Source organism: Terriglobus roseus (assembly GCF_900105625.1).
GTDB lineage: Bacteria > Acidobacteriota > Terriglobia > Terriglobales > Acidobacteriaceae > Terriglobus > Terriglobus roseus_B.
Genome location: NZ_FNSD01000001.1, coordinates 1,246,535 through 1,269,910, shown reverse-complemented (window position 1 = coordinate 1,269,910; position 23,376 = coordinate 1,246,535). Strand labels below are relative to the sequence as shown.

The 23,376-nt window shown below is 58.2% G+C and carries 20 protein-coding genes; 12 read left to right on the top strand and 8 right to left on the bottom strand.

Annotated features, from left to right (window positions below; all coding sequences use genetic code 11):
- Positions 1-106 precede the first annotated feature (106 nt).
- From BLW03_RS04985 to BLW03_RS04960, 6 genes are all read right to left on the bottom strand, one after another.
- Complete coding sequence (locus BLW03_RS04985; RefSeq protein WP_074652622.1) at positions 107-769, bottom strand: methionine ABC transporter ATP-binding protein; 663 nt, start codon at positions 767-769, stop codon at positions 107-109.
- A 100-nt stretch (positions 770-869) separates the two neighbouring features.
- The gene (locus BLW03_RS04980) at positions 870-2,366 is read right to left on the bottom strand and encodes a sulfatase (RefSeq protein WP_074655781.1); all 1,497 of its coding nucleotides are present in this window, start codon (positions 2,364-2,366) and stop codon (positions 870-872) included.
- A 64-nt stretch (positions 2,367-2,430) separates the two neighbouring features.
- Positions 2,431-5,748, bottom strand: a complete 3,318-nt coding sequence (locus tag BLW03_RS04975) for a TonB-dependent receptor (protein WP_170834972.1) — start codon at positions 5,746-5,748, stop codon at positions 2,431-2,433.
- A 229-nt stretch (positions 5,749-5,977) separates the two neighbouring features.
- A complete protein-coding gene (locus BLW03_RS04970; RefSeq protein WP_074652620.1) occupies positions 5,978-7,390 on the bottom strand; it encodes an arylsulfatase in 1,413 nt (470 codons plus the stop codon).
- A gap of 681 nt (positions 7,391-8,071) precedes the next feature.
- Entirely contained in the window at positions 8,072-9,385 is a 1,314-nt protein-coding gene (locus BLW03_RS04965) for a TlpA disulfide reductase family protein (RefSeq protein ID WP_170834971.1), read from the bottom strand.
- A 113-nt stretch (positions 9,386-9,498) separates the two neighbouring features.
- Positions 9,499-9,930: a DUF6152 family protein gene (locus BLW03_RS04960; protein ID WP_074652618.1), complete on the bottom strand. Its 432-nt coding sequence runs from the start codon at positions 9,928-9,930 to the stop codon at positions 9,499-9,501.
- A gap of 479 nt (positions 9,931-10,409) precedes the next feature.
- Between BLW03_RS04960 and BLW03_RS04955 the strand changes: the two genes are divergently transcribed.
- The 5 genes from BLW03_RS04955 to BLW03_RS04935 all read left to right on the top strand — a co-directional run bounded on the left by BLW03_RS04955 (position 10,410) and on the right by BLW03_RS04935 (position 13,596).
- On the top strand, positions 10,410-11,279 hold the full coding sequence (locus BLW03_RS04955) for a hypothetical protein (protein ID WP_074652617.1): 870 nt from the start codon (positions 10,410-10,412) through the stop codon (positions 11,277-11,279).
- A gap of 72 nt (positions 11,280-11,351) precedes the next feature.
- Positions 11,352-11,846: a DUF6644 family protein gene (locus tag BLW03_RS04950; RefSeq protein WP_083350339.1), complete on the top strand. Its 495-nt coding sequence runs from the start codon at positions 11,352-11,354 to the stop codon at positions 11,844-11,846.
- Between the two features lie 22 nt (positions 11,847-11,868).
- Positions 11,869-12,339, top strand: coding sequence for a DUF6644 family protein (locus tag BLW03_RS04945; RefSeq protein WP_074652616.1), 471 nt, complete (start codon positions 11,869-11,871; stop codon positions 12,337-12,339).
- A 91-nt stretch (positions 12,340-12,430) separates the two neighbouring features.
- The gene (locus BLW03_RS04940; RefSeq protein WP_083350338.1) at positions 12,431-12,907 is read left to right on the top strand and encodes a hypothetical protein; all 477 of its coding nucleotides are present in this window, start codon (positions 12,431-12,433) and stop codon (positions 12,905-12,907) included.
- A gap of 68 nt (positions 12,908-12,975) precedes the next feature.
- Positions 12,976-13,596 carry a cytochrome c gene (locus tag BLW03_RS04935; protein WP_074652615.1) on the top strand — a complete coding sequence of 207 codons (621 nt, stop codon included), beginning with the start codon at positions 12,976-12,978 and terminating at the stop codon, positions 13,594-13,596.
- A gap of 75 nt (positions 13,597-13,671) precedes the next feature.
- Here BLW03_RS04935 and BLW03_RS04930 read toward each other — a convergent pair whose 3' ends face one another.
- Positions 13,672-14,166: a hypothetical protein gene (locus BLW03_RS04930; protein ID WP_074652614.1), complete on the bottom strand. Its 495-nt coding sequence runs from the start codon at positions 14,164-14,166 to the stop codon at positions 13,672-13,674.
- 367 nt (positions 14,167-14,533) lie between these two features.
- On the opposite strand from BLW03_RS04930, the gene BLW03_RS04925 reads away from it, so the two are divergent.
- Genes BLW03_RS04925 through BLW03_RS04915 form a run of 3 tightly spaced genes read left to right on the top strand, consistent with a single transcriptional unit; the run spans position 14,534 to position 18,290 of the window.
- Positions 14,534-15,844 carry a DUF3500 domain-containing protein gene (locus BLW03_RS04925; RefSeq protein ID WP_083350696.1) on the top strand — a complete coding sequence of 437 codons (1,311 nt, stop codon included), beginning with the start codon at positions 14,534-14,536 and terminating at the stop codon, positions 15,842-15,844.
- On the top strand, positions 15,841-16,992 hold the full coding sequence (locus BLW03_RS04920; RefSeq protein ID WP_074652613.1) for a DUF3500 domain-containing protein: 1,152 nt from the start codon (positions 15,841-15,843) through the stop codon (positions 16,990-16,992). The genes BLW03_RS04925 and BLW03_RS04920 overlap by 4 nt, the downstream gene beginning before the upstream one ends.
- On the top strand, positions 16,989-18,290 hold the full coding sequence (locus BLW03_RS04915) for a HupE/UreJ family protein (RefSeq protein ID WP_074652612.1): 1,302 nt from the start codon (positions 16,989-16,991) through the stop codon (positions 18,288-18,290). Before BLW03_RS04920 ends, BLW03_RS04915 begins: the two co-directional genes overlap by 4 nt.
- Before the next feature lie 213 nt (positions 18,291-18,503).
- Here BLW03_RS04915 and BLW03_RS21305 read toward each other — a convergent pair whose 3' ends face one another.
- Positions 18,504-20,246 (bottom strand): ArdC family protein, encoded by a 1,743-nt coding sequence (locus BLW03_RS21305; RefSeq protein ID WP_074655778.1) that lies wholly within the window; start codon positions 20,244-20,246, stop codon positions 18,504-18,506.
- Positions 20,247-21,121: 875 nt separating this feature from the next.
- Here BLW03_RS21305 and BLW03_RS21010 point away from each other — a divergent pair.
- The 4 genes from BLW03_RS21010 (at position 21,122) to BLW03_RS04895 (ending at position 22,871) form a co-directional block, all read left to right on the top strand.
- Positions 21,122-21,418 carry a hypothetical protein gene (locus BLW03_RS21010; protein WP_244501966.1) on the top strand — a complete coding sequence of 99 codons (297 nt, stop codon included), beginning with the start codon at positions 21,122-21,124 and terminating at the stop codon, positions 21,416-21,418.
- Positions 21,419-21,496: 78 nt separating this feature from the next.
- Positions 21,497-21,826, top strand: a complete 330-nt coding sequence (locus BLW03_RS21120) for an SOS response-associated peptidase family protein (protein WP_280138027.1) — start codon at positions 21,497-21,499, stop codon at positions 21,824-21,826.
- A gap of 49 nt (positions 21,827-21,875) precedes the next feature.
- Positions 21,876-22,217 carry an SOS response-associated peptidase gene (locus BLW03_RS21115; protein WP_280138041.1) on the top strand — a complete coding sequence of 114 codons (342 nt, stop codon included), beginning with the start codon at positions 21,876-21,878 and terminating at the stop codon, positions 22,215-22,217.
- A gap of 189 nt (positions 22,218-22,406) precedes the next feature.
- On the top strand, positions 22,407-22,871 hold the full coding sequence (locus BLW03_RS04895; RefSeq protein WP_074652610.1) for a LexA family protein: 465 nt from the start codon (positions 22,407-22,409) through the stop codon (positions 22,869-22,871).
- The last annotated feature ends 505 nt before the right edge of the window (positions 22,872-23,376 follow it).

Below are 23,376 nucleotides of genomic sequence, written 5' to 3'. Positions count from 1 at the left end.
ATTCAATATCCGTCGCATGCCATTCGCAACCCTACGTACGGCACGGGATGAAGGTAGTGGGCCCTCCTCTCACGGCTTTCAGCTTCTCGACGTAGTGCCGTTCTACTCACATCGTGCGGCGACTGGAAAGCGGAGCGTTACGCATCGACCTTGTCGACTTCAGATCCGGTACGAACCTCTCGCACCCGCCTTCTCCAGCCGCTCTACCAAGAGTGCAGGAAGAGGCTCCTTTCGGATTTGCAGCGGCTCCCGCCGACGTGGGTTCATCACTTAGAAGCACCGAAGGATTCGTGGCCAACGCGCGCGCTACCGCAACCCGTTGCCGCTGCCCACCCGAGAGTTGTGCCGGATAAGAACCCGCCTTCTCTTCCAGTCCGAACCATCGCAGCAGATCCTGCACACGCGCCGCGACCTCTGTTGCGTCTCTGCCGGCCAACTCCAAAGGCAGCGCAACGTTTCCGTACACGGTGCGCGAGCGTAACAAGTGAAACTGCTGGAAGATGATCCCAATCTTCCGGCGCGCTGTCCGAAGCGTCTCCCCTTCAAGGGTTGCTAGGTCGATGCCGTCTACAAGGACCTGTCCTTCATCAGGATTCTCGAGAAGGCTGACACAACGCAGTAGCGTACTCTTACCAGCTCCACTGGAACCGATGACGCCTTGAATGATCCCGCGCTCCACGGCGAGATTGACATCCGACAGCGCCTGGAAGCGGGTATCGCCGTTTTGGTAGACCTTCGAGACGTTTCTAAGTGCGACCGCGATTCCCATTTGCCATCCTGTATAGCAAGGCGAAGCACACACATGGCCAGCTTCCACTTTACCGAAGACTGATCCGGTTGCCGGATCACCACTTCACTACGGAACCAGATCACGTCTGCTGCCCAGCGATGAGTTTCGAGAGCGCCTTCCTGGTGCTCGCATGCTTCGGATCATCCGCTAGATTTGTCATCTCCAGAGGATCTCCGTGAGCGTCGAATAGCATCGCGCCATTGGCTCCTCCCGTGCCGAACTCGGCGTACCGCCACTGTTCCGTACGGACTGCCGTGCCATGCACCGTGGAACCATCCTCACTCCAAATGCTGAAGCCCGGTCGGTCCCACTTCGCCTTCGGGTTCTTGAGCAGCGGCGCTAAGCTGGCTCCTTGCAGCCCACCAGTTGGCGGTTTCAGCCCGCAGAGTTCCACCAGCGTGGGGTAGATGTCTAGGGACTGCACGATCCTGACGGACGTTTGCCCGTTGCCACGCGCACGAGGGTCATGGATGATCAGCGGAACACGCGTTCCCATCTCAAACAACGAGCCCGCCTTCGACCACTTCCCTTTCTCGCCCAACTGATAACCGTGATCGGCGACGAAAACGACGATGGTGTTCTCGCGAAGTCCCAGCGCATCGAGTTCGGCCAGGACCCTCCCGACATTCCAATCGACCCACGAGATGGATGCGAGATAGGCACGTATGACTTCCTTCGCCTCCATGGGGCTCGCACCACGTCCGATGAAGAGGTCTGCATTGCGCATCCGGATTGCGGCCTTCGGAAACCCCGGGGGCACCGTGGGCCATGCTGCAAAGTCCGGCGTCAGATCGATGTTGGCCGTGTCATAGAGATCAAAGAATCGTTGAGGAGCGGTGGGCGGGCTATGGGGCTTCGAGAAGCCGCAACCGATGAAAAAGGGCCGGTTTCGATACCTCCTGAGATACTCGATCGCGGTCTCCGCCACTAGGTTCTCGGTACTTCCTTCGCCGTAGCCATCGAGCACGAGGATCTGGTCGGAGTGTGCCGCCTGTTGGTTGTCCAACTGCATGACCGGCAAGACGTCGGGTGGGGCCGGAGGTACAGGAGGACGCTCGATAACTTTCCTTCGACCAGCCGGCTCAATAGGTGAGTTAACTGCTGAGTTGCCATAGCCGACAGTCCAACCCTTTGGATCGTCGTACCCCGCATGGAAGATCTTCCCCGTTCGAGCAGTAACGTAGCCGTTCTCCTGGAAGAGCTGCGGAAGGCTCGTGGCGTCCGGCCTTGTGTGCCTGAAATCCGTGCGATTCCCCAGCACCTTTGTGGTCAACGGGGTCTGCCCTGTGAGCAACGATGCTCGCGAAGGATTGCAGAGTGGGAACTGGCAGTAGTTGCGGTCGAACCGAACACCGCCACGTGCAAGTGCATCCAGGTTTGGAGTACGCGCGTGGAAGCGGCTGCCATAGCAGCCTAGTTCCACACGCATATCGTCCGAAATGATGAAGAGGACATTCGGACGGGCACTAGACCTCGCAGCCGCAAATGCCGGCTGTTCCGCAAGCGTTCCCGCAGCGATGGCCGTACCTGCAACCTGACGGATGAAATCACGACGTGACGTATGGTGCTGTGACATTGTTAGCTCCTGATGCGGGTTCTCTTGTTCACGCGATTGAGGCACCAGCTGCATACCGACTTGCCTAGAACACGATGCGCGCGCCGATCTGCAGTTGTCGGGCCGCATAGGAAGACGTAATGGTTCCGAACGTGGAAGTACCGAAGGCCGCCGAAGGCGTGGTCAGATTGGTATGGTTGAGCGCGTTGAAGACTTCCCCGCGCAGTTGAAGATAGCGGCCTTCCCCAAAGCTCACGGCCCGGATCAGGGAGAAGTCGAGCGTTGCGAACCCCGGCCCGCGGAGGCTGTTTCGACGCTGCGTCCCGAAGCTGTAGTTCGCTGGCTGCGCGAAAGCTGCTGTATTCAACCACTGCTGCCCAGGTCCCCGTTGACCGGACGGCGTGTATGGGTTCGCGATGATGTTGGCACGCTGCGAACCGCTGGAAAAGGCGTTGGTATTGTTCGTGTTGGTGGTCACGGTGAATGGTGCGCCAGAGTATGCGCGGGTGACATTCCCAATCGTCCATCCACCTACGATGTGTGCTACCGCACCCTGATTGACAAATCGGCGATGCGGTCCAAACGGTAACTCGTAGACGCCGGACAAGATCAACTGGTGACGGATGTCGTTCGAAGAAGGACCATAGTCAGCTGCGCGGTTATAGTAGTCGGAATATGCGCCACCGTCTGAGCCGAAGGAAGATCCTCCCTCGAAGGCGTTGTTCAAGAACTTTGCAAAGGTGTAGGTTGTGTTGAAATTAAACCCATTCCCGAAACGACGGCTCAGACGAGCCATACCGGCAAAATAGTTCGAAGAGCTGTTCGTCGGCACGACGACACTCACATTGCCGAACTGGGGAAACGGTCGATCCCTCTGTGAGCTATGCGCAGCTCCAAGGATGGAAGGACTGATCTGATTGATCTGCTGTGTCGCGCCGGCAAGCTTCTGAGCAACATTGCCAAGCCCTGAAACTTCGAGAACGAACTGCGCAGGCAGACGCTGCTCCACATCCAGGTTGAACTGCGTGGTGTACCCCGTTCGCTTCTTCGGATCAAAGTAGCTGACGGCGGTCGTAGCAGCACTCCCAACCGGCACTGCTCCATAACTGTCGTTCAGGGGTGCACTCGCATTTGAGACGACAGGCACACCATTCCGGAGATAGAACGGCGCGGTAATGCCGTTGTCCGGTGTCGTAAGCGAAGCGGAGAGGCTGTAGCCAAGCGCCGCAGCATTGGGCTGACCAGAATCGAAGGGATGAGCGAAGAAGACACCCACACCACCGCGAACCACGGTCTCGCCTGCACGAAACGGCTGGTAGGAGAATCCAAGGCGCGGAGCGAAGTTGTTGTAGTCACCGTCATAGGGTGTGGTGCGATATCCATTCAAGCCAAGGAACTTGATGACGCCCGGCGTGCCGGATACAGGATTGATCTGCGTTGCGTCGAAGCTGTTCATCCGATTGTTTTCATCTTTGATCGGCGTATCCGTCTCCCAGCGAGCCCCAAGATTGAGCGTCAAACGAGGCGTTACAGTCCAGTCGTCCTGTACAAATCCCGCGATGTACCAGCTCACGCGCGTCACGGGTTCAGTCGACGCCGCACCGAACGCAGTCGGGAACCCGGTTAGAAATGAAGCAAGCCCGTTTCCTGTGGCACTGTTGCCGGGCAGCCCCGTCGCCTGGGTCGCGAACGTAAAGGAGCCGGAGGCTGTGGAAAGACTTACCTCATGGTCCATCGAACGCCGGACTTCTGCTCCATACTTCAGATTGTGTCGACCAAGGTTCTGGGAAAGATTGTCAACCAGTTGATATACGGTTACCGGGTACTGCTGGCGCTCCTGCGAGCTGCTGCCCAGCGGACTGAATCCGGCCGGCGCGAAGTTCGGGAAAGCGTTCGCGGACACACCCGTGAGACCGATCGAGGGGAACTTCCCAACGCCGTCGGAATACTGGTGATAAACACGAACGTCATAGAGAAAACGGAGATCGTTCAGCACCGTTGGGGAAAAGGTATGCGTCCATTGTGCGTACCCGATGTCGTCCGTGGAGGTGCTGTTGAGCGTTGGGTCTGCAGCGATTAAGGGGTAGACCGAATTGTTGACTGTTACTCCATCCGTGTGGATGTACCGCAGTGCCAAGCGGTCATTGGCCGTCAACGCATGGTCGACACGAGCGAGGTAAAACTGCGTGTTGTTTCCACTGACATCGTTGGCCCGGAAGTTGTTCGCCCCCGCTATGTTGTCAGCAGAACGGTTCGGCAGCGGGTAGTACTGCATCAACGCAGCTGCAACCGGATCGATGTTGGTGATCTTGTTGTTTACGTACTGCGTTCGCGTGGTCACACCGCCCACAGTTCTGGTCGTGGACGGATCGTAGATCGGAATGAGCTTTCCGGCGGTGGTATAGGTCTGCGAGAAATCGCCCGCACGCTGCAGGAGCGTGGGTACGGTGAGCGTCACAGATGACCCCGTGCGTTGCCGACCACCCTCGAAGCCAAAGAAGAAGAACGTACGGTCCTTGCGGATAGGGCCGCCGATGGTCCCGCCATAGATGTTATAGCGAAGTTCCGGCTTGCTCTTGACGCCGTTCGTCGTCGCAGCGAAATAGCCAGGTGCGTCGAACGCATCATTCCGCAAGAATTCATAGGCTGATCCATGAAAGCGGTTCGTTCCGGACTTGGTCGTCTGGATCACAATGCCGCCCGCCGATCCACCAAACTCTGCTCCATAATTGTTGCTGATCACGCCGATCTCTTGCACGGTGTCGACCGGTGGGCTGACCTCCGCGGTACCGATGCCGATGCGGATATTCTGGCCCGATCCTCCATCGAGCCAGGTCATCGAACTCTTCGTTCTGCCACCCGACAGGCTGTAGTTTGCGGAATCGATAAACACTGCTCCGCCTACAAGAGCGACGATGTTCATCGAGGTTCGATTGCCAAGGGGCAGTTCGGAGACACTCTTGGATTCGATCGTTTGTCCGATGGAAGACGTGCGTGTCTCGAGCTCGGCGGCACTGCTGGTCACGGTGATCGTTTGATCCGCCGAACCCGCTGCAAGCTGGACATCGACACCGAGCACCTGGTCCGTCGAAAGCGTCAGCCCTCTCCGTGTATACCGTCCGAAGCCGGAACGCTCCACGACCACTGTGTAGGTGCCCACGTTGAGTGCCGGTACGTTGTACCGACCGGCACCATTGGAGCTTGTATCAACGGCCACGCCCGTGGCGTCATTGGTCACGCGAATCGTCGCATTTGGAACAACGGCACCCTGTGCATCCGTGACGATGCCGTTGATGGTGCCCTGTGTCGATTGAGCGTGAGCGATGCCCGTGATGGACAGCACACTAAAAACAGCCACCGTCGCGATGGTGATGCCATGCGAAGACACGGCTGTGTCGAACAACGAAGAGCGCAAGCTAGAACGCGAGTTGAGCAAGGTAGTCCTTTCGTGGACGGGGCATGGGGGTCTGCGAGATGCAGCCGCGCCTCTGGTTATAGGAAGAATTGGCCTTCTGATTTAGAGAGCTACAGCAAATAACAACGACAACAGGCGCACAGCGACGTGCGATCTCCGGGGAGGAGATCCGAGCAACACCGCGTGTTTGTTCTTGTGCCTGTCATGTTGTCGAAGGTCATGCGGGGTCAGGGTATTCCACAGAGGGAGTATGAGTTTCGCGAATGTAGCGCTCAATGCGGCTGACAACATCCTGATTCGGAGACGCGATGTTGTTCTTCTCCGCCGGATCGGCCGTCAGGTCATACAGTTCCAGCGGGCTCTTCCGTCCATGGCGCACGGCCTTCCACTTCCCCCAACGCACTGCCTGTTCGAACACGGGTTCGTAAAACTCCCAGTAGAGAAACCGATCTTTCACCTTCGCTTCTGGGTGGAGGAGATAGGGTCGAATGCTTATGCCATCCGTCTTTTCTGGAGGTGCGCCCGCCAGGTCGAGCGCGGTCGGCAGGACATCCGGAAAGAAGATTGGAACCTGCGAGACCTTGCCGGCTGGTATGTGCCCAGGCCAACGCGCTATGAAGGGTTCACGAATGCCACCCTCATACATGTCGCGCTTATATCCCTGCAGCGCTCCGTTTGAGTCGAAGAAGTTCACGACCTTTGTCTGTTGTGGTGTCGGTTCGGAGCGAGGACCGTTATCGGAGGCGAAGAAGACGATCGTGTTTTCGTCGATTCCCTTCCTGGCCAACGCGTCAAGAATTTTGCCAACACCACGATCGAGATGCTCGATCATCGCGGCATAGGTCTTCTCATCCTCATCCCACGGCTCATTGGCATAAGAACCTAGATCCGGCGCGAGATACGGACTATGTGGCGCGTCGTAAGCGACATAGACGAAGAACGGATCACGGCCACTCTTCTGGATGTAATCGACCGCATCCTCCGTGATCATGGTCGTGTCGTAGCGGCCCTTCTTGCCATCCGCATTTTCCGGAATATCGATCAGGCGCCCGTTGTCGTAACGTTGCGGCGGAAAATATCCCTGAGTGCTGCCCGTCTGTGTAAGCCAGCCCTTGAAGGTTTCAAAACCGTGTCGCGTTGGGATCGCTGCCGGATCATAGCCATCCAGATGCCACTTCCCAAACAGCGCGGTCTTATAGCCGCTGCGTGACAGGTAGTCCGCAACGGTGCGATCGGCGTCCGTAAGGCTCGCCCGGCGAATCTCTTCCTTACCCTTGAATCCAACGTGGCCTCCGGCAATCGCGAAGTTATCGCGAACCCGGGTATGCCCCGTGTTCAGGCCCGTCATGAGGACGCTGCGGGAAGGCGCACAAACAGGCGCACCGGCATACGCCTGCGCAAACCGAACACCTTCTGCAGCAAGGCGGTCGATATTGGGCGTCTTAAACTTGCGCTGTCCGTAGACGCTGGTGTCCGCGTAGCCCATGTCATCCGCAAGGATGAAGATGATGTTTGGGCGCTGCTTTGCCGGCTCGCCAAACGCTTGCAGGGGACTGCTCAGGCTGAATGCGGAAGAGACCGCTAAAACATTTTGTAAAAACTGTCTGCGATTTTGTGACGTCGAGGCCAATCCATACTCCCTTGTGCAAGCGAGAAATCACTTGGGATGAGGGCGGGATTGCAACAGCTACAAACAGCAATGCCCACCGTAACGTGGGCAAACAACTTGCTGGTTTCGATCTGTAGGACGCTACAGAGACACAGCCGTCATCGCACCACGGGAGGCCGTAGACAACAACAAGGCGTACCTTCGATGAAGCAATAAAACGTTTTTGCGACGAGAATCACATTAACGAAGTTCTCACATGCATGACGTCGCGTCAATAAGGAGTGGGCGATCCACCGTACCGATCAGTTCGCAATCCGGGCTCAACTCAGCATCTTCGGAATTAAGCTGCCAAGCGTGCACCGACTGGCGCCCATACTGATACCGAAATTGCAAATGCGGTCGTCCTCGCCAAAGTGGAACCTCACTCTGACGGCTCTCCTGATGTTCTTTGGTCCAGTGGCCCTAGAAGCTAACCTTCGCTACTGCCTGCATGAGCCGTAGACCATGGCTTGGATAATGCTGCCAAAATCCGGTTCGCCGATATGACCCTCCACCGATACCGGTCCAAAGAACTGCTTCGTTGAGGGGCGCCTCGGCGATCTGGCGTCATCCGAGTGCTGGGCTAGGAAAGGCACTCTCAATTCAAGGCTTTCTCGCATGAGAAGGCGGTCATAGGTCCGACCGCCTTCTTTCCGGATTGATCTAATTCAACTGTGCGTGCTGCGATGTTGTGGGTTGGGCGAGCAGCTTCTCTACCAGCGCTGTTACTTCGTGCTCTAGTGCAACATGGCCGGCAGTATTTCCAGGCCCTGCGAAGCCGGCATGAGTTTCTTTCACCAGCCCATCCCGACCCACGAAGAATGCTGTCGGCCAGCAGTTCAGGTTTTGGCCCTGTGGGATCTTTTCGTTCAACTGCTCCGTGGTGCCGGCAACCAGCACGGGATAGGTGATGCCGTAGTGCTGGATGAAGGCCTTCAGGCGCAAGGTATCCGTCTCAGGATCTCCCTGCTCGAAATCGAGGTTCACAATCTCAAGCCCCTTCGAGTGGAAGCGCTTGTAGAGCGAGACGAGGAGAGGCGCTTCGTCGTGGCAATTGGGGCACCAGGAGCCACCAATTGCTACGATGACAACCTTCCCGCGAAACTCCGGGTCCGTGTTGGAGACGACCTTGCCGCTCAGGTCAGGAAAACTGAACGCCAGCGGTGCGCTGGGATCTTTCACCGTGGTCTGCTGCGTGGTTTCAGTGGGTGCTGGCAGGTTGAGCTTGCGTGCTTCCTCTGACTTGCGCGCGACCAGATCCGGAGAGGAGCCATGCACGCCTCCAAGAAGGCTTCGTACATTGAGTGTTCCGTCCGCCTGCGGCGTAATGGAGTAGGCCGCCCCACCGGATGCATTGAAATGTCCCACCACATAAGCAGTGCCGTTCCACGTTCCCCAGAGACCGCCGGTATCGCCATCGATACGCTGAATGGCTGCCTTGATCACAGGAGACTTTTCGGCAGGCGCATCCACACGAAGCTCCCAAGCCTTTTCACCTTTGGTGCTCGTCGTCGCAATCTCCCAGGAGCCCGAAATGTTGGGAGCGTTGGCCGCAGCAGCCGGATCGGAGGCTTTACTCACGCGCTTCGCGGTGAACGTCGTGGGTGTGGACGCACGCTTGCCCGGCAGGGCAGCTCCGTAAGTTCCCGTGAGCGAATCACCATCAATGGTGGCATCGAGCTGCCGTGCGAAGTAATCGAACGATGCAACCAGATGATTTCCGTCCAGCGTTACCGAAGAAGCCGGTGAGACATCCGGATGATTGGCTGGTCCATTCAGAAACGCTGCTTCAAGCCTGGAGCCGCTGGCGGAGATGCGGACTGTGATGGGAATCTCCGTATCCCGCACTTTGGCGATGCCCTGCCAGATGCCGTTCGCCGGTTTGGGCGCCCCAGCCTGTGCAAAGGCTATGGGTGAGAGTGACAGAAGAGACATGGCACCCAAGGAAGATGCGAGAACACGATGGGAAAGCTTCATGAGAAGGGCTCCGTACTTGAATTGCTGATGCTGCGTGAGCTGCATGGGGATGAAGATCCTTAGTTGGAAGAGGAAACCTGCGGAGCATCAAAACGGACAGCTCCGCCTGGCTGTTAGCTCTTCTTCTGTGGAGGAGCGCCACCTGTGTCACTTGGACCGCCATCGCCGGGTGTTCCACCGTAGATGGTTCGGCCATCGGGCAGTGTCACGCGGCGGCCGTCGATGAGGTGCGAGCCGTCTTTCGCCCGGTAGCCGTCCACTACGATGGTGTCGCCGATCTTGAGATCGCCTTTGCCCAGGCCGCGGCGTGAGAGTGCGCCCGGGCCAGCACCTTCGCAGCCCCAGTTCGTTACCTTGCCTTTGTCATCGACGATGTCAACGTAGAAGTAGGAATGGGGATTCGTCCATTCCACGCGAGTTAGTTTGCCGACGAGGCGGACTGGCTTGGTGCCGTCAAACTCCGCGGCAAACGAATGATGCGCATAGGCGGGCGCAGCTGCAAGTAGCGCGCCGACAAACGTGGCTGCAAACACTTTGGCCTTCATGGCAAAAGTCTCCCTGGGATCATAAGTTGAAAGTGGAAAAATAGCGCAGACGCACGAAAGGCCCGGGCCGGAAGTTACCGGACTGCGGGCCTGCTCAACACGCTGCTAGTTAGAAACTAGTTCGCTTGACACAAGTGGGCGCAACACCGGCTCGGGGAGAGGGTGTTACAACAACGCGCCTGCAGACTCATGTGCATAGCCCGAATGTAACTACGACTCTGATTTCTGTCAACAATTGACTTGACGCCGCGCGCGAATTTGTCATAAGGTTCGCTCATGCTTCCACTCACCGCGAATTGTTGTCGCAAGCCACATCTGCTGATTCGCGGAGGCATTTTGCGCGCCCTCTAGCCTGAGTTCGCCGCCCTTTCCCTAAACAATATCTTCGCGGGTCCGCTTCTTCATGCGGCAGCCCGGTCACGTGTGCCCTCGCATGATGTTGCGGCACCGCTAGGCCGTTTCCCTCGAAGGAGATCCCTGTGTCTAATCGCGTCCACCGACCGCTGCTTGCGTTCGCATTGCTTGCTGCATCAAACTTCGCCGCCGTGCCGAACACCCTCGCACAGGGATTACCCTCCGCACGCACCGAAGCCGAACTGCCGAAAGGACCAGCACCTCGACTGGAGGGCCATCCCGACCTGTCCGGGTACTGGCAACCAGATCGCAAGGACAAACCCGGTGGCAACATCGGCAAGGATTATCCGGGGTATAAGCTGCCCTTTACGCCCGCCGGCGAAGCAGCGCTGAAGCACAACGTGGAACACACGGTCGACCCCGAAGCGCTGTGCATCGTGGGCGGAACTCCACGGCACGATGCCAGCGGTCTCCCCTTCCAACTGCTGCAGGGGAAGGACCACGTCGCCTTCCTTTACTGGTACACAACCTATCGACTTATCCCGTATGACGTACGAAAGCATGATCCCGACCCGGATCCCTCTTTCTTCGGCGATGAGATTGGATGGTGGGACGGCGACACCTTCGTCGTCGACGCCACCTCGTTCAAGGAAGAGCGCACATGGATCGATGAGAACGCGAATCCACACAGCGATCAGCAACACACCGTCGAACGCTGGACAAGGCCGGATGAGTCGCATCTGCACCTGGAACTGATCGTGGAAGACCCCAAGTTCTATCGGGAGCCTCTGCACTACAAACGCACGTGGCTCGCCGGAAAACCAGGCCTCCAGGTGAAGGAATACTCCTGCGCCGAGGACAACGTGGATGCGCCACACATCGGTCCAGGCCCTGGCCCCATCGGTCCCGATGGTACCCGCGGTTACGGCAAGCTGGCACCACTGCCACCACCGCCTGACAAGGATCACCCGGCAAAGACTTACATCCCCGATTAGGTTGTTTACCCACAGGTGTCCCGGGACCTGTCGAGATTTCCGGGGCACCCAAACCTTTGCGGAGGTTGTCTCTTGCTTTACCTGCTTCAACACCTATGCCAGTTGTTGTATGACTCGCGTATCGGCACATCGATACGTGAGTCTGACTATGCCTTTTCCATCATTGAGTCGATCCACGTCTTGGGTATCACGCTGCTTGTGGGAACCATCGCTCTGCTCGATCTAAGGATGCTTGGCGCTGTTCTGCGCAGTATCTCGGTTACTCGCATCGCGCGAACAGTCTTCCCACTTACCTGGTCGGGGTTCGTAATTATGTTCGTTTCTGGCTTCCTGTTGTTCTGGGCAGAGGCGGCAAAGAACTATACCAATCCCGCCTTCCGCATCAAGATTTTGCTGCTGTTACTGGTCGGCCTGAATCCATTGATATTTCACACAACGATCTATCGGCGCGTACAGGAATGGGAGCTGCTGGAGGTCTCTCCATGGAGAGCACGCACTGCAGCGATCGCATCACTTTCTCTGTGGGGTGGCATCGTTGTGGCCGGCCGAATGATCGCCTACTTCTAAACGCCTCACCGAGGAATATCGAATGTTGTCGTGGTTTGTAGCACTTGGAAATTCCGGGCTCGGTCAGTACATGCAGGCTTCTCGATGGGGCTTCGCGGTCGTGGAGGCCGTGCACCTTCTGGGACTCGCGATCCTCGGTGGCGTGGTGCTGATCGTTGACCTCAGGTTGCTCGGCGTCGTCCTGAAAGCAGAGTCGGCCCGCACGGTCTCTCGCGGCCTTAGCAAAGTACTCCTCAGCAGCCTGATCCTGATGATTCTTACGGGGTTTGCGCTTGTCTCGGAAGAGGCGCTCAAGTGCTACAGCAGCCCGGCATTCCGCTGGAAGATGGTGCTACTTGCTGCCGCGCTCCTCTTCTACTTCACACTGCATCGCGCCGCACTCCTGCGAACGGACAAGCATCAGGCAAATGCCTGGTCGCGTGCCGTCGCAGTCATCTCCCTAACGTTATGGCTTGGTGTTGGTGTTGCGGGCCGCGCCATCGGCTTGTTGTAGCTCCATGAGTTGGGTCCCGCCTGATGTAACTCGCAGCACGGCATCCGTCTTGATGTCGGCAACCTATCTCAAACGCAATTGAAAGGTGCTCATGGCAAACGCAACGCATCTACAGAAGCTTTCCCTCGTCCTCGCTATTTCGATACCCGGTCTCCTGATCGGGCTGCCAAAGGCTGCCTCAGCGCAGTCTGGACCGACGGTCATCGCGAAGCCCGTGACAGTCGAATGGGTCTATCGCGTGAAGTATGGCTTCAAGGACGAATGGTGGGAATTGTTTAAGAAGAACCAGATCTCAGTCCTTGAGAAGCAGAAGCAGCTCGGCTATGTGAAGGAATACACCGTCTTCGCGCCCAGCCTACACACCAGTGAAGATTCCCGTTGGGACTACCGCATCATCATCGTTCGCGCCTCGGCCGATGCGCCTGCAGGTCAATCCGAAGGCGAGGTCGCAAAGCAACTGTTTCCAGATCAGGCGACTTACGCGCGTGAGGAGAACCGACGGTGGGAGCTGACGACCAATCACTGGGACCTCCCCATCCATGTTGTGAATCTCTCCGCGACCCACTAACAGAAGACATCCACGATGACACCGCGGGGCGTGAGTCCCGACTCTCGCTTTGAAGAAAGGCTCCTTATATGCGTCCTTGGCTCCTTATCTCCTCCATAAGCGCCGGCCTGGCACTTTCCTGCACGGTGCTGGTCTTCGCTGCCGGTCCGCAGGATGGCCCACAGCCTGGCCACCGCAACGATCCCGTCAGCGTCCAGCAGACGATGGATCTCCTGATTGACCCGGCGGCCGATGCTCTCTGGGCCTCCGTGGGAACGTCCGTATCGAGTCGCGGGACACGCGTCCACGAACCGCGCAACGCTGCGGAATGGGCGAAGGTTGCCCGTTACGCGCAGTTGCTCGTGTCCGGAGCGAAGCGCCTGCAGGCACCAGGCCTGCCCGTAGGATCCAATGCTCATAGCCGTCTCGCCGATGCCGACACGCCGGGCACGCGTACTGCCGCGCAGATCCGCGCCGACATAGACGCAGACCCGGAACGCTTCCGAGCCGCGGCAATCCGATTGGAAGAAGTGTCGAACGACGCATGGAAAGCGGCTCGCAAGCATGATGTTGCCGGCATTCTTGATGCGGGCGGTGCACTCGATGCTGCCTGCGAGGCTTGCCACGCTGCCTATTGGTATCCAAGGACAGCACCGCAGGTCCTGCCGTCAGCAAAGGAGTTTGCGGCCAAAGTGAACCGGGTTAAGTAGCATGGCTGGTTTCTGCATGACCGTCTGCTGAGTCTGCTCCCGCCTGCGGTTCGTGCTTGTGCCGTATCCGAGTGGTTAGAAGCCGATACCAAAGTCATGCTGCTGCTTGGCGGGCTGCGCGATTTCCGGCGAAGTCAATTCCTTGGCGGAGCTGAACTCCTGCGCGGGTGCTGGTGTTCCGGTGTAAAGGTTGAGTTCGGCTTTTGGGGAAGCGCCTTGAAAAGCTTGCTGTGTGAGTCCATCGCCGGTTGCGATGACCCGTTCGGCACGAACGTTCTTCAGGGTATCGACGGTGTAGCCGTAATCGAGGTGTTTGGTCTTCTCTGGTGAAAGCTCAGTCGTCTTGCCGGAATCAAGTTTGACGGTCATGGTGTTGTCCTGGCCGAGACGCGTCACGGTGCCTAGCTCGCCCGACTTGACCCCTAGACCTTTGTCGTAACGCGTGAAACGGATGCGTTCTCCCTCTGCAATCTCAAGTGTTCCTTCCTGGAAAACACGGCTCGCACGCGTCTGCGCGGGCCGTTCGCTTGGGTTGAAGGAAACAAGGTCTCTGCTGGCGTCTAGCCTCACGGAGAGCCGATTCGTGCGTGTCTGTGTCTCGATGACGGTAGCCTGGCTGTCTGGTGAAATCCCGTTCGGGCTGCCAGTCTATACGCCATAAATGACGATGTCCTCGCACTTCGAGGACATCGTCTCATTATTGGCTGTTTAAATCGCACGAAACGAGGTAGCCGGAACTCCTCACGTATCGTTCTAGTGACGACAACGGCGTCTATGAGGAGTGGTCATTCCGATTCGGACGGTTGGGCGATTAACTGGGTCAGCCAACTCAGAGTTGGCTCAACATGTGAAACTCATTCTAAGAGGCGTCGTCAGTATCTTTACAGAAGGATTGCCGCAACGTTGTGAATGGATGTTGCCGGTGCATGGGAGTGCCATGAGGAAAAAGATCGTACTGGCCGGTGCCGTCGCGCTCACGGTGGCTTCGGGTTATGTGAGCCTTCCACGGGTCGAAGCAAAGATCATTGCGCACGCGTCCCCAGATCGCCAGACGCGCGCCGTGGTCGACGCTACGTCTGCGTTTCTTGCGTCGTTGACGGCGGTTCAAAAGCAGAAGGTTCAGTTTGCCTTCACGTCGCAGAAGCTTGGCGCCAACGCTCCCTTTCATAGAACGGCAGACGGCGGTGTAGCACCGGGCGCTCCTGCTGGTGGGCAGCAAGCCGGTTCAGGTGGACCGGGGCGCGGTCCAGGTGGGCCTGGGGGCCCCGGCGGTCAAGGGCGAGGCCCAGGTGGTCCGGGCGGTAAGCAAGGTAGTCCAGCGGGCGGCCCTGGTGGCCCCGGCGGAGGCGGTGGTGGTTTTGGCGGCGGACCTCCGGGTGGTTTCATCGGAGAGCAGTACGGCCAAGCGGTATGGTCAAACTATCCAGTAAGCGATGTGCTGCGACCGGGCCTTCGTCTTGGCACGTTGACCGCTCCGCAGCGCGCGGCGGCGATGCACCTGCTGCGAACTGTGCTTAGTCCTATGGGCTATCAAAAGGTGCTTGAGATCATGGGTTCAGATCAGGCGCTGACCGATGCTGGGACCAACTTCGCATCGGGCGAGGCCGTATACACCATCGGCATCTTCGGCGAGCCGAGCGCGACCAAGCCGTGGATGCTCGAGTTTGGGGGCCATCATCTCGCACTGAACATCGTGATCGCAGGTCCCGGTGGCACCATGACCCCAACGCTGACCGGCGCGCAGCCGTCCGTGTACACGCACGGCGGCAAAACGGTTCGCGTGCTTGCCCAGGAGAACGACACAGCCTTCGCCCTGCTGGACGCATTGGATGAAAAGCAGAAGAAGCAGGCCATCCTGAACTATGAAGTGAACGATCTGGTGCTTGGGCCGGGACAGGCTGGCAAGCAGATTCAGCCGGAGGGATTGAAGGCAGCGGACATGAGCGCGAAGCAGCGCACCATGCTGCTGAACGTCATCGCACAGTGGGCTGGCATTGTGAACGAAGCCTATGCGAAGACTCGCATGGCAGAGATTGAAGCAGACCTGAACGACACCTACTTTGCGTGGAGCGGACCCGTGACCCACGCGGCAGGCAAGAACGGCAGTTCGTACTACCGCATCCAAGGGCCGCGACTGGTTATCGAGTTTTCGCCCCAGGGCGTCGGCGGCGACCCTACGATGCACGTCCACACCATCTACCGCGATCCCACCAACGACTACGGCGTAAAGCTCACGGGTGCAAAATGAAACGACTTCTATCGCTTGCCGTCGCAGTAGTGTTCTGCGTTCCAACTCTGGTCCGCGCGCAGGGAAAGAGCTCAACCGAAGCAGTCGTACACGCTGCGAATGACTTCCTTGCAACGCTCACCGTAGAGCAGAAGCAGAAGGTAATGTACGCCTTTGACGATGCAACACAGCGGGCTCGCTGGTCGAACTTTCCAACCGGTGTCGTCGCGCGCGGCGGCATTAGCCTCAAGCAGATGACCGCAGAGCAGCAGCAGGCCGCCATGAAGCTGATGGGCACCGTACTCAGCCCCATGGGGCTTGAGAAGGTGAACGAGATTCGCGAGGCCGACGATGACTTCAAGGCCAACGGGTCAAAGCGCGGACCGGGTGGTGGCGGGCCGCGTCCGCAGGGACCACCGCCGGGCGGCGGCCAGGGCGGACCTCCGCCACAGTTTGGCGGCGGCGGGCGCGGTCCAGGTGGCCCCGGTGGTCCGGGTGGCCGACCTCCCGGCGGCGGAGACCTCTTCGGCAGCGATCTCTACTTCATCTCGTTCCTTGGAACACCCTCCGCAACCCAGCCGTGGATGTTGCAGTTTGGCGGGCATCATCTTGCGTTGAACATCACCATCGCAGGCAGCAAGGGCGTGCTGACACCAACGCTGACCGGCGCACAACCGGCAATATTTAAGCTCAACGGCAAGACCATACGTCCCGTTGGTCGCGAGAGCGACAAGGCGCTGGCGCTGTTGAAGTCACTGGATGAAGCGCAGCAGAAACAAGCAGTGCTGAGCTACCAGGTTGCGGACCTTGTGCTTGGACCGGGGCAGGACGGCAAGAAGATCACACCGGAAGGCCTGAAGGCACAGAAGATGAACGCGCAGCAAAAGGCCATGCTGCTCGACCTCATTGCGGAGTGGTCCGGCATCCTGACCGAACCCTACGCCAGTGCGCGTTTGAACCAGATGAAGGACGACCTGGACGACACCTACTTCGCATGGAGCGGTGCGACCACGGCGGAAGCCGGCACCAACATCACGGCGTACTACCGCATCCAGGGGCCGCACCTGGTCATTGAATACGCTCCGCAGAGCGACGAGCCCGGCAACCATGTGCACACCATGTACCGCGATCCAACTAACGACTACGGCAGCGCCCTAGCGAAGCAATGAAGCCGAAGCTGGCCGCTTCAGTCGCCACGGGTCTGCTGCTTTCGTGCATACCCGCGTGGGCGCATCGGATTGACGAGTATCTGCAGGCGACGATCCTCTCGCTGGAATCGAATCGCATGCACGCGTCCATGCGCCTGATTCCCGGTGTCATGATTGCGCCTTCGGTCATCGCGACGATCGACACGGATCATGATGGGGCGTTCTCTGACGCCGAGAAGCGGGCCTATGCCGATCGCGTTCTACGTGACCTGTCCATCACGATTGACGGCGAGGCAGCGACGCCTCAACTTGATTCCCTGGCTATTCCGGAAGCGTTGCAACTGCGCGATGGCTTGGGTGAAATGCATCTGGAGTATCACGTCGGTCTTCCGTCGGCCACTTCATCCAATCGGTCCCTGACAATTTCCAATCACCATATGAACGACGGGTCGGTCTACCTCGTCAACGTTGAGGTTCCGCAGGATCACGGTCTCCGCATCGTCGATCAGAAGAGGAATGCGCGGCAATCGAACTACGAACTGGACTTTGAGCAAGCCGGGGTGGCAGCGACGCGGTTGAGAGTTCGGGCATGGTGGAATGGTCTGCAGTTCTCCAGCCTTTTTCGCCTTGGCATGCGCCACATTGCAGAGGGCACGGACCATTTGCTTTTTCTCCTGGTCTTGTTGCTTCCAGCGCCGCTATTGGCAGTTGGCTCACGCTGGGCCTCGACCGCGACTGTTCGTCAAAGCCTTCTCCACATCATCGGCATCGTCACGGCATTCACCATCGGTCATTCGTTAACTCTGACCTTGGCAGCGATGAACTTCGTGCACGTCCCGGCGCGGCCGGTGGAGGTATTCATCGCCGTATCCATCCTGGTGTCCGCAGTCCATGCCTTACGGCCTATCTTCCCTGGCCGAGAGGCGTGGATCGCCGCATTTTTCGGTCTTATCCACGGCTTGGCGTTTGCGTCCACGCTCGACCGCCTCGGGCTCGCTCGGTGGGATCGAGTCGTGGGCATTCTGTCGTTCAATCTCGGCATCGAGACGATGCAACTGCTGGTTGTGGCGTTCGTTCTGCCATCGTTGCTGCTCATGAGCCGCACACGTGCTTACTCAGCGTTCCGGATCACCGGAGCAGCATTCGCGTCTGTGGCTTCTGCCATGTGGATTGTCGAACGGCTCTTCAAGATTCAGACTCCCGCGGACGCAATCGTGAACTTGGTGGCGCAAAGAGGTGTCGTGGCCGCGGTCCTATTGTTCGCAGCGAGCCTTCTGTGCCTACTTCTTGATAGGGGTCCAAAAGCCCTCAGGTCCTGATACGGCGGCTTGTCGCGAGCATTCGATCCGCAAAAGACGTTCTGTGTTTCGTAACAGGCTCGGAACTGGACCCTGCCGCCCGCCTCTCGTGGGCGAGGTGAGAGCAGGCGCTGCAACTGCGGAGGTTGGGAGCCGGAGTTCAACGGATCGAACATCGCATCGACCTTCGTTTGAAAGTGCGCGGGAGCCGATGGTCTGACTCCCGCTGCAAGGTTAGGCTGCGATCTGCTTGTTGGCTGTCTCCTTGTTTGGTTTGGCCTTTTGCTCGGACATGGTGATCTGACCATTCTTGGTCTTCTGTGCCTTTGCCTTCTTGGTTGATAGAGCAAAGACGGCCTCGGCTTCAGCCAAGAAGTCGGGTTCGCCTTCACGCGGGATGCCGCGATGTCCCGAGAGGGCTAGACGGAGAGCAAACGCAGTCAGCTTGCCATCGGCGGTGCCGTCGATCACTGAGAGCAGGAATTCCTCGGTGCTATGGTTCTCGTCTTCGTTGGCGATCTCCTCGGCCAGCTCATCAGTGAAGCTATACGGGTCGAGGTTAACGAGTGCGCGGAGCAGCGTGCGAAGCTGTGGTGCTGTGAAGGTTTTGGGAGCGTCGGCGATGAGGCGTTCGAAGGTCCCCTCACGCTGGGTGCGAAGCTGCTCCCGCTCTGCCTGTCGTGCCTCGTACTCTGCGTCTTCCTGCTCCTGCTGAAGACAGCGCTCTTCTCCCTTGCGGTGCAGCTCTTCTTCGTACTGCTGCCGACGCTGCTGGTGTTCCGCTTCACGTTGTGCGGCTTCTTCTTCAGTTTCGGTCTCGGCTGCGGGAGCCATCACTGGTGTAGGGTTTTCCTTCTCCTGTTGAGCACGGCGTGCTGACTCACGCGGGTCGTGGATGGGGCACTTGTTGTCGGTGCAAACGATGAGGGTGGTGCCGACACGCCTGCCGTAGACGATGATGGCGGGCTTGAATGCCTCGCAGGGCGTGACCGGCTCTGCGTCGGGGTTGTCGGGCTGCTCGATCTCACGGAAGTGGCCACGCTGGACGGCTCCGGGGCGCTTCTCTTTTGGGCTGCGGTAGCCGTTCTCGATCTGGATAAGTTCGGGGTGCGCGGCAAGCTCACGGTCGATGTGTACGTTGACCTTGGTTTCGTAGCAAGCTCCATCAAGGCACTGATCGCCCTGGACGTCGCAGAACAAGGTCGTGTTGTAGCCGCTGCGTCGCTGGCAGGTGACACATGCTCCTCCGGCGGGGTTAAGCGTGGGGTCTTCGCGGTCGAAGGGTGCTTCGGCAAGCTCAAGATAGAGATTCGCCTGTATCCAAGCGCTCAGGTGCTTGGCGGGAAGCAGGTGCGGTTCCTTGTCCTGCCAGTCCTTGCGCCAGCACTGTTCGAAGGCTTCGGTCTGTGACTCGTGCGGGAGACGGGATAGAAGGTTGGCATGGCTGGCCGTAATGCGCTCGGTGCTGAACGCCTCGGCAATGGCAGGGATGAGTTGCAGAAGCGATAAGCGCGCGTAGATGTGGCTCGCGCTCTTGCCGGACTTCTCGACCAATGCGGCGACATCGTAGCCGGGCATGTCCAGTAGTCTCTGGAATCCCACGAGGACGGGCTTGTGTGTGACGGCCGGATCAGCTGTAGCTTCGGTGTCCTTCTCTTTGCGGGTGCCGCTCATCGGGGCAAGGATGCGGATGCCCTTCTGTCCGTTCATCACCTTGCGTCCAAGCTGGTTCCACGCGTAGAGGCCAGCAACACGGGTCGCCTCGGGCATCTGTCGTGCGATCTCAAGGATGTTGCCGAACGAGTAGTTATGAAACCGCCCCATGGCTGTGAGGTAGGCGGTCAGGCCCTCAGAATGTCCTGCCTCAAGCTGCTCGATCAGCAACTGAACGTTTGCGGCGATGACTTCTTTCGAGGTCTGCGGCTTCGGTATGGAGGGAAGAGTAGTGACGTTGTGTGCGGTGGCGTTGCTGTTCATGGTGGGCTTCTCCGTTTGGAATGGCTGTGCTGTGTTTGCTCTCAAACACGCCTTGGCCCTGGCCCACGCCAGCAGGGGCGGCAAGTGCAGGCTGTGCGGAAAAGTGCCCTGAAAGGGCATGCCGGAGGCACGGAGGAAGCGAACACCTGGAGCTGCACGGAGCTTTTTCCATCAGCTTGCGCGCGCCAGGGACGGAGTCCCTCAGCAGGTTTGGCTACCTAGCTGAGCGCGTAGCGCAGGAATTGTTCTTGGGGCGTTGCGGGGTGTCCCCGCTGGGATGGGGAGACTTCGAGACAAGGCCGGCTGATCTTTGTCGCCGTGTCTGGAAGCTGGGGCCAGGGCGCAGTCCTTCCCCTCGAGCAATGTGTTTGAGGTTTGTTTTGGCTGGTCCGTCAGGACGTGCCTATAGCACAGGGCAAAGCATCGCTTTGGGTGAGGGCACAGAAGCTATCCTGCGTAGAGAGATCATGAAACGTCGTACTTTCCTTGTCGTCGCTGTTCTATGTGTTGTCTGCTTCTTGTACTTCAGGAAGGCTCCCAAACATTGGAACGGAGCACCTCCCGAAAGCACTCCTTCGCAGCGGAGTGATCGCAGGAGACAACCACGCCCAAAGTCAGCACAAGAAAAAGCCGATACCACGTCTACAGAGTCCTGCGATGCGCTCGGTGTGACATGTGCCTCCAACTACTTCTCTACGTGGAAATGGCCAGAGGCCGGCAGCTGTGCTCTTGGAACACGGAACGGCTATCCAGTACCCGATCCAAGGTGCACGCCGGGAGGGATTGTTGCCAACCTCAGCGCATCATTGTTGGAAGATCCTCGCTGGCGCACGAAGTGCATTCGTAACTGTCAGAGCACGGAAAAGCAGAAGCACGTGACCTACAGCTGGTACGGTCTGGCTGCGCCCACCGGCAATAATGGAGCGAGCCAGATTTGCGAGCTGGATCACCTTGTTCCGCTTGAGCTTGGGGGCGCGGACGGACTCGGGAACATTTGGCCACAGTGCGGGCCGGATGATGTTCGGCTTAGAGACCGGTACTTCAAGCGCAAGGATCAGGTGGAGAACTATCTGGCAGCAAAGGTACGAGCTGGAGAAATGTCGCTGGAGGAAGCACAGCGAGGTATCGCGGCAGACTGGACGCAGTACCTGGATGTCTCAAAAGCTCCTTAGGTAGAGCGTTGGCGGTCTCGTGCGATTGTAGGATCCCGAGCGCCGCGGCATCTAAAAGCTTTCAAGGCGGTAGATCCGATGTGTGGACGGTACGGAAGGCGGAGTGACAAACAGAAGATCGCGGAACACTTTCGCGCGAAGCCTTCACCGGCTGAGTTGCCGATGCCTGATGCCGACTACAACATCGCGCCGACGACTCATCAGCCCATCATCCGGCAGAGTCGCGAGACGGGTGAGCGAGAAATGATCCTGGCCCGATGGGGACTGGTGCCGTTCTTCACAAAGGATCTGAACGACGTCAAAGGTCTCTCGACGATCAACGCGAGATCGGAAACGATCACCAAAGCTTCGACGTGGCGTGAACCTTTCAAGAAAAGACGGTGCCTGATTCCCGCCTCGTTTTTCTAAAGAGTGGCCGAAGGAAGGGAAGCCTCCGAAGCAGCCCTATGCCTTTGAGCTGGGGAATAGTAGCCTGTTCGCGTTTGCGGGGCTTTGGGACGCCTGGAAAGACAAAGACGGTCACTGGCTTCAGTCCTATGCCATCGTGACCACTGAGGCGAACGAGCTGATGGCGAAAATCCTTCCGCGTATGCCTGTCATCCTTCATGCACGCGACTATGACCGCTGGCTGGACAGGGAAGAGACGGAACGTTTGCCGATCGATCTCCTCCGGCCCTTCGAATCTGAAGAAATGAAAGTCTATGAGGCCAATCCGAAGGTCGGGAACGTAAGAAACAACGGCCCGGAGATGCTGAAGGCGGCCGAAAAGGCCGCCGTGGATGGCGCACTGCCACTCTAGGCTGGTTGCTCACGGTTTGTGATGATGCGTGGACGTTGGAAACAAACGAGATTTCGCTCGCGCGCAAGAGGAAGAAACTCGTCTTCGCTTTTCCTTCGCCACACCTGCTATACCTGAGGTGAGGGGAAGCGATGAGCCTGATTCAGGTCGAGTGGGCGTGTGACTGGCCGTTAATCCTTCCATACTTCGATGGCAGCGATCCTGCGGGCTCCAAGCCCCGCAGAGGACTACCTGGAGACTCCTCTCGATCTGTCCGAATACCTGATCGAGAACAAGGCCGCGACGTTCATGATGCGGGTCGATGGCGACTCGATGAAGGATGCCGGCATTCTGGACGGTGATCCGCTGGTCGTGGATCGCGCGGCGAAACCGGTGAATGGTTCCGTCGTGATTGTCGCGGTCAATGGCGCGCCTGAAGCGCGTGGGAGCTTGCGTGATGCTCATTCGTACCGTGCTTTTCTGATTCTCATCCAATTTGGTGACGATGGTATCCATACTCTAACGATGACCGTTGGAGTTTCAATCATCCAGATTCGAAAAACTCAGTCAGAGGCGAGGGACACGGAAAGACGCGTTGTCACAGATCGCCATCACCCCGTTCTCATGGCCGAATGGTCGAGGAGAACACAGGAGATACAACAAGTTCGACAATAGTAAGATTGTCTTTACCGGTGAATCACGCTATCCGGAGACTGTGTCGTGTTGAATCCAGAGAAGGGACACCAACCCCTCTCAGACTCCCGCAGCATCCCGGAATTACCTCTTATGACATACACCGATCCCGGAATGTTAGTCCTCTATCGAGCGATGGGACTGCTTCAAGAGGAGTTAGCCGCGCTCATTACCGGTACATCGCTGCGGTACAGAGCAGGATGATGCCTGCTTTGAAGTCGTGAAGGTGGCCTCACCAGTGTTGCTACTTTGGTGCCTGCTGGCGGGAGATAATCTCAGCTTTCGCCTTCCAAACCGGGAGCTGACGCGAGATTTGCTCGACAGTCTCGCTCGTAAGCACGAAGGGTATTACATCGACGCTCTTTACCTTAACCACCGGGCCTCTTGCCAACATTCGGATACGTAGGAAGACACCTCGAGCGCTAGTTCCATCCGCAGGTAGATGAATTGCAGCCCTTATCTCTCCGTTCTTTAGCATATAGGCGCA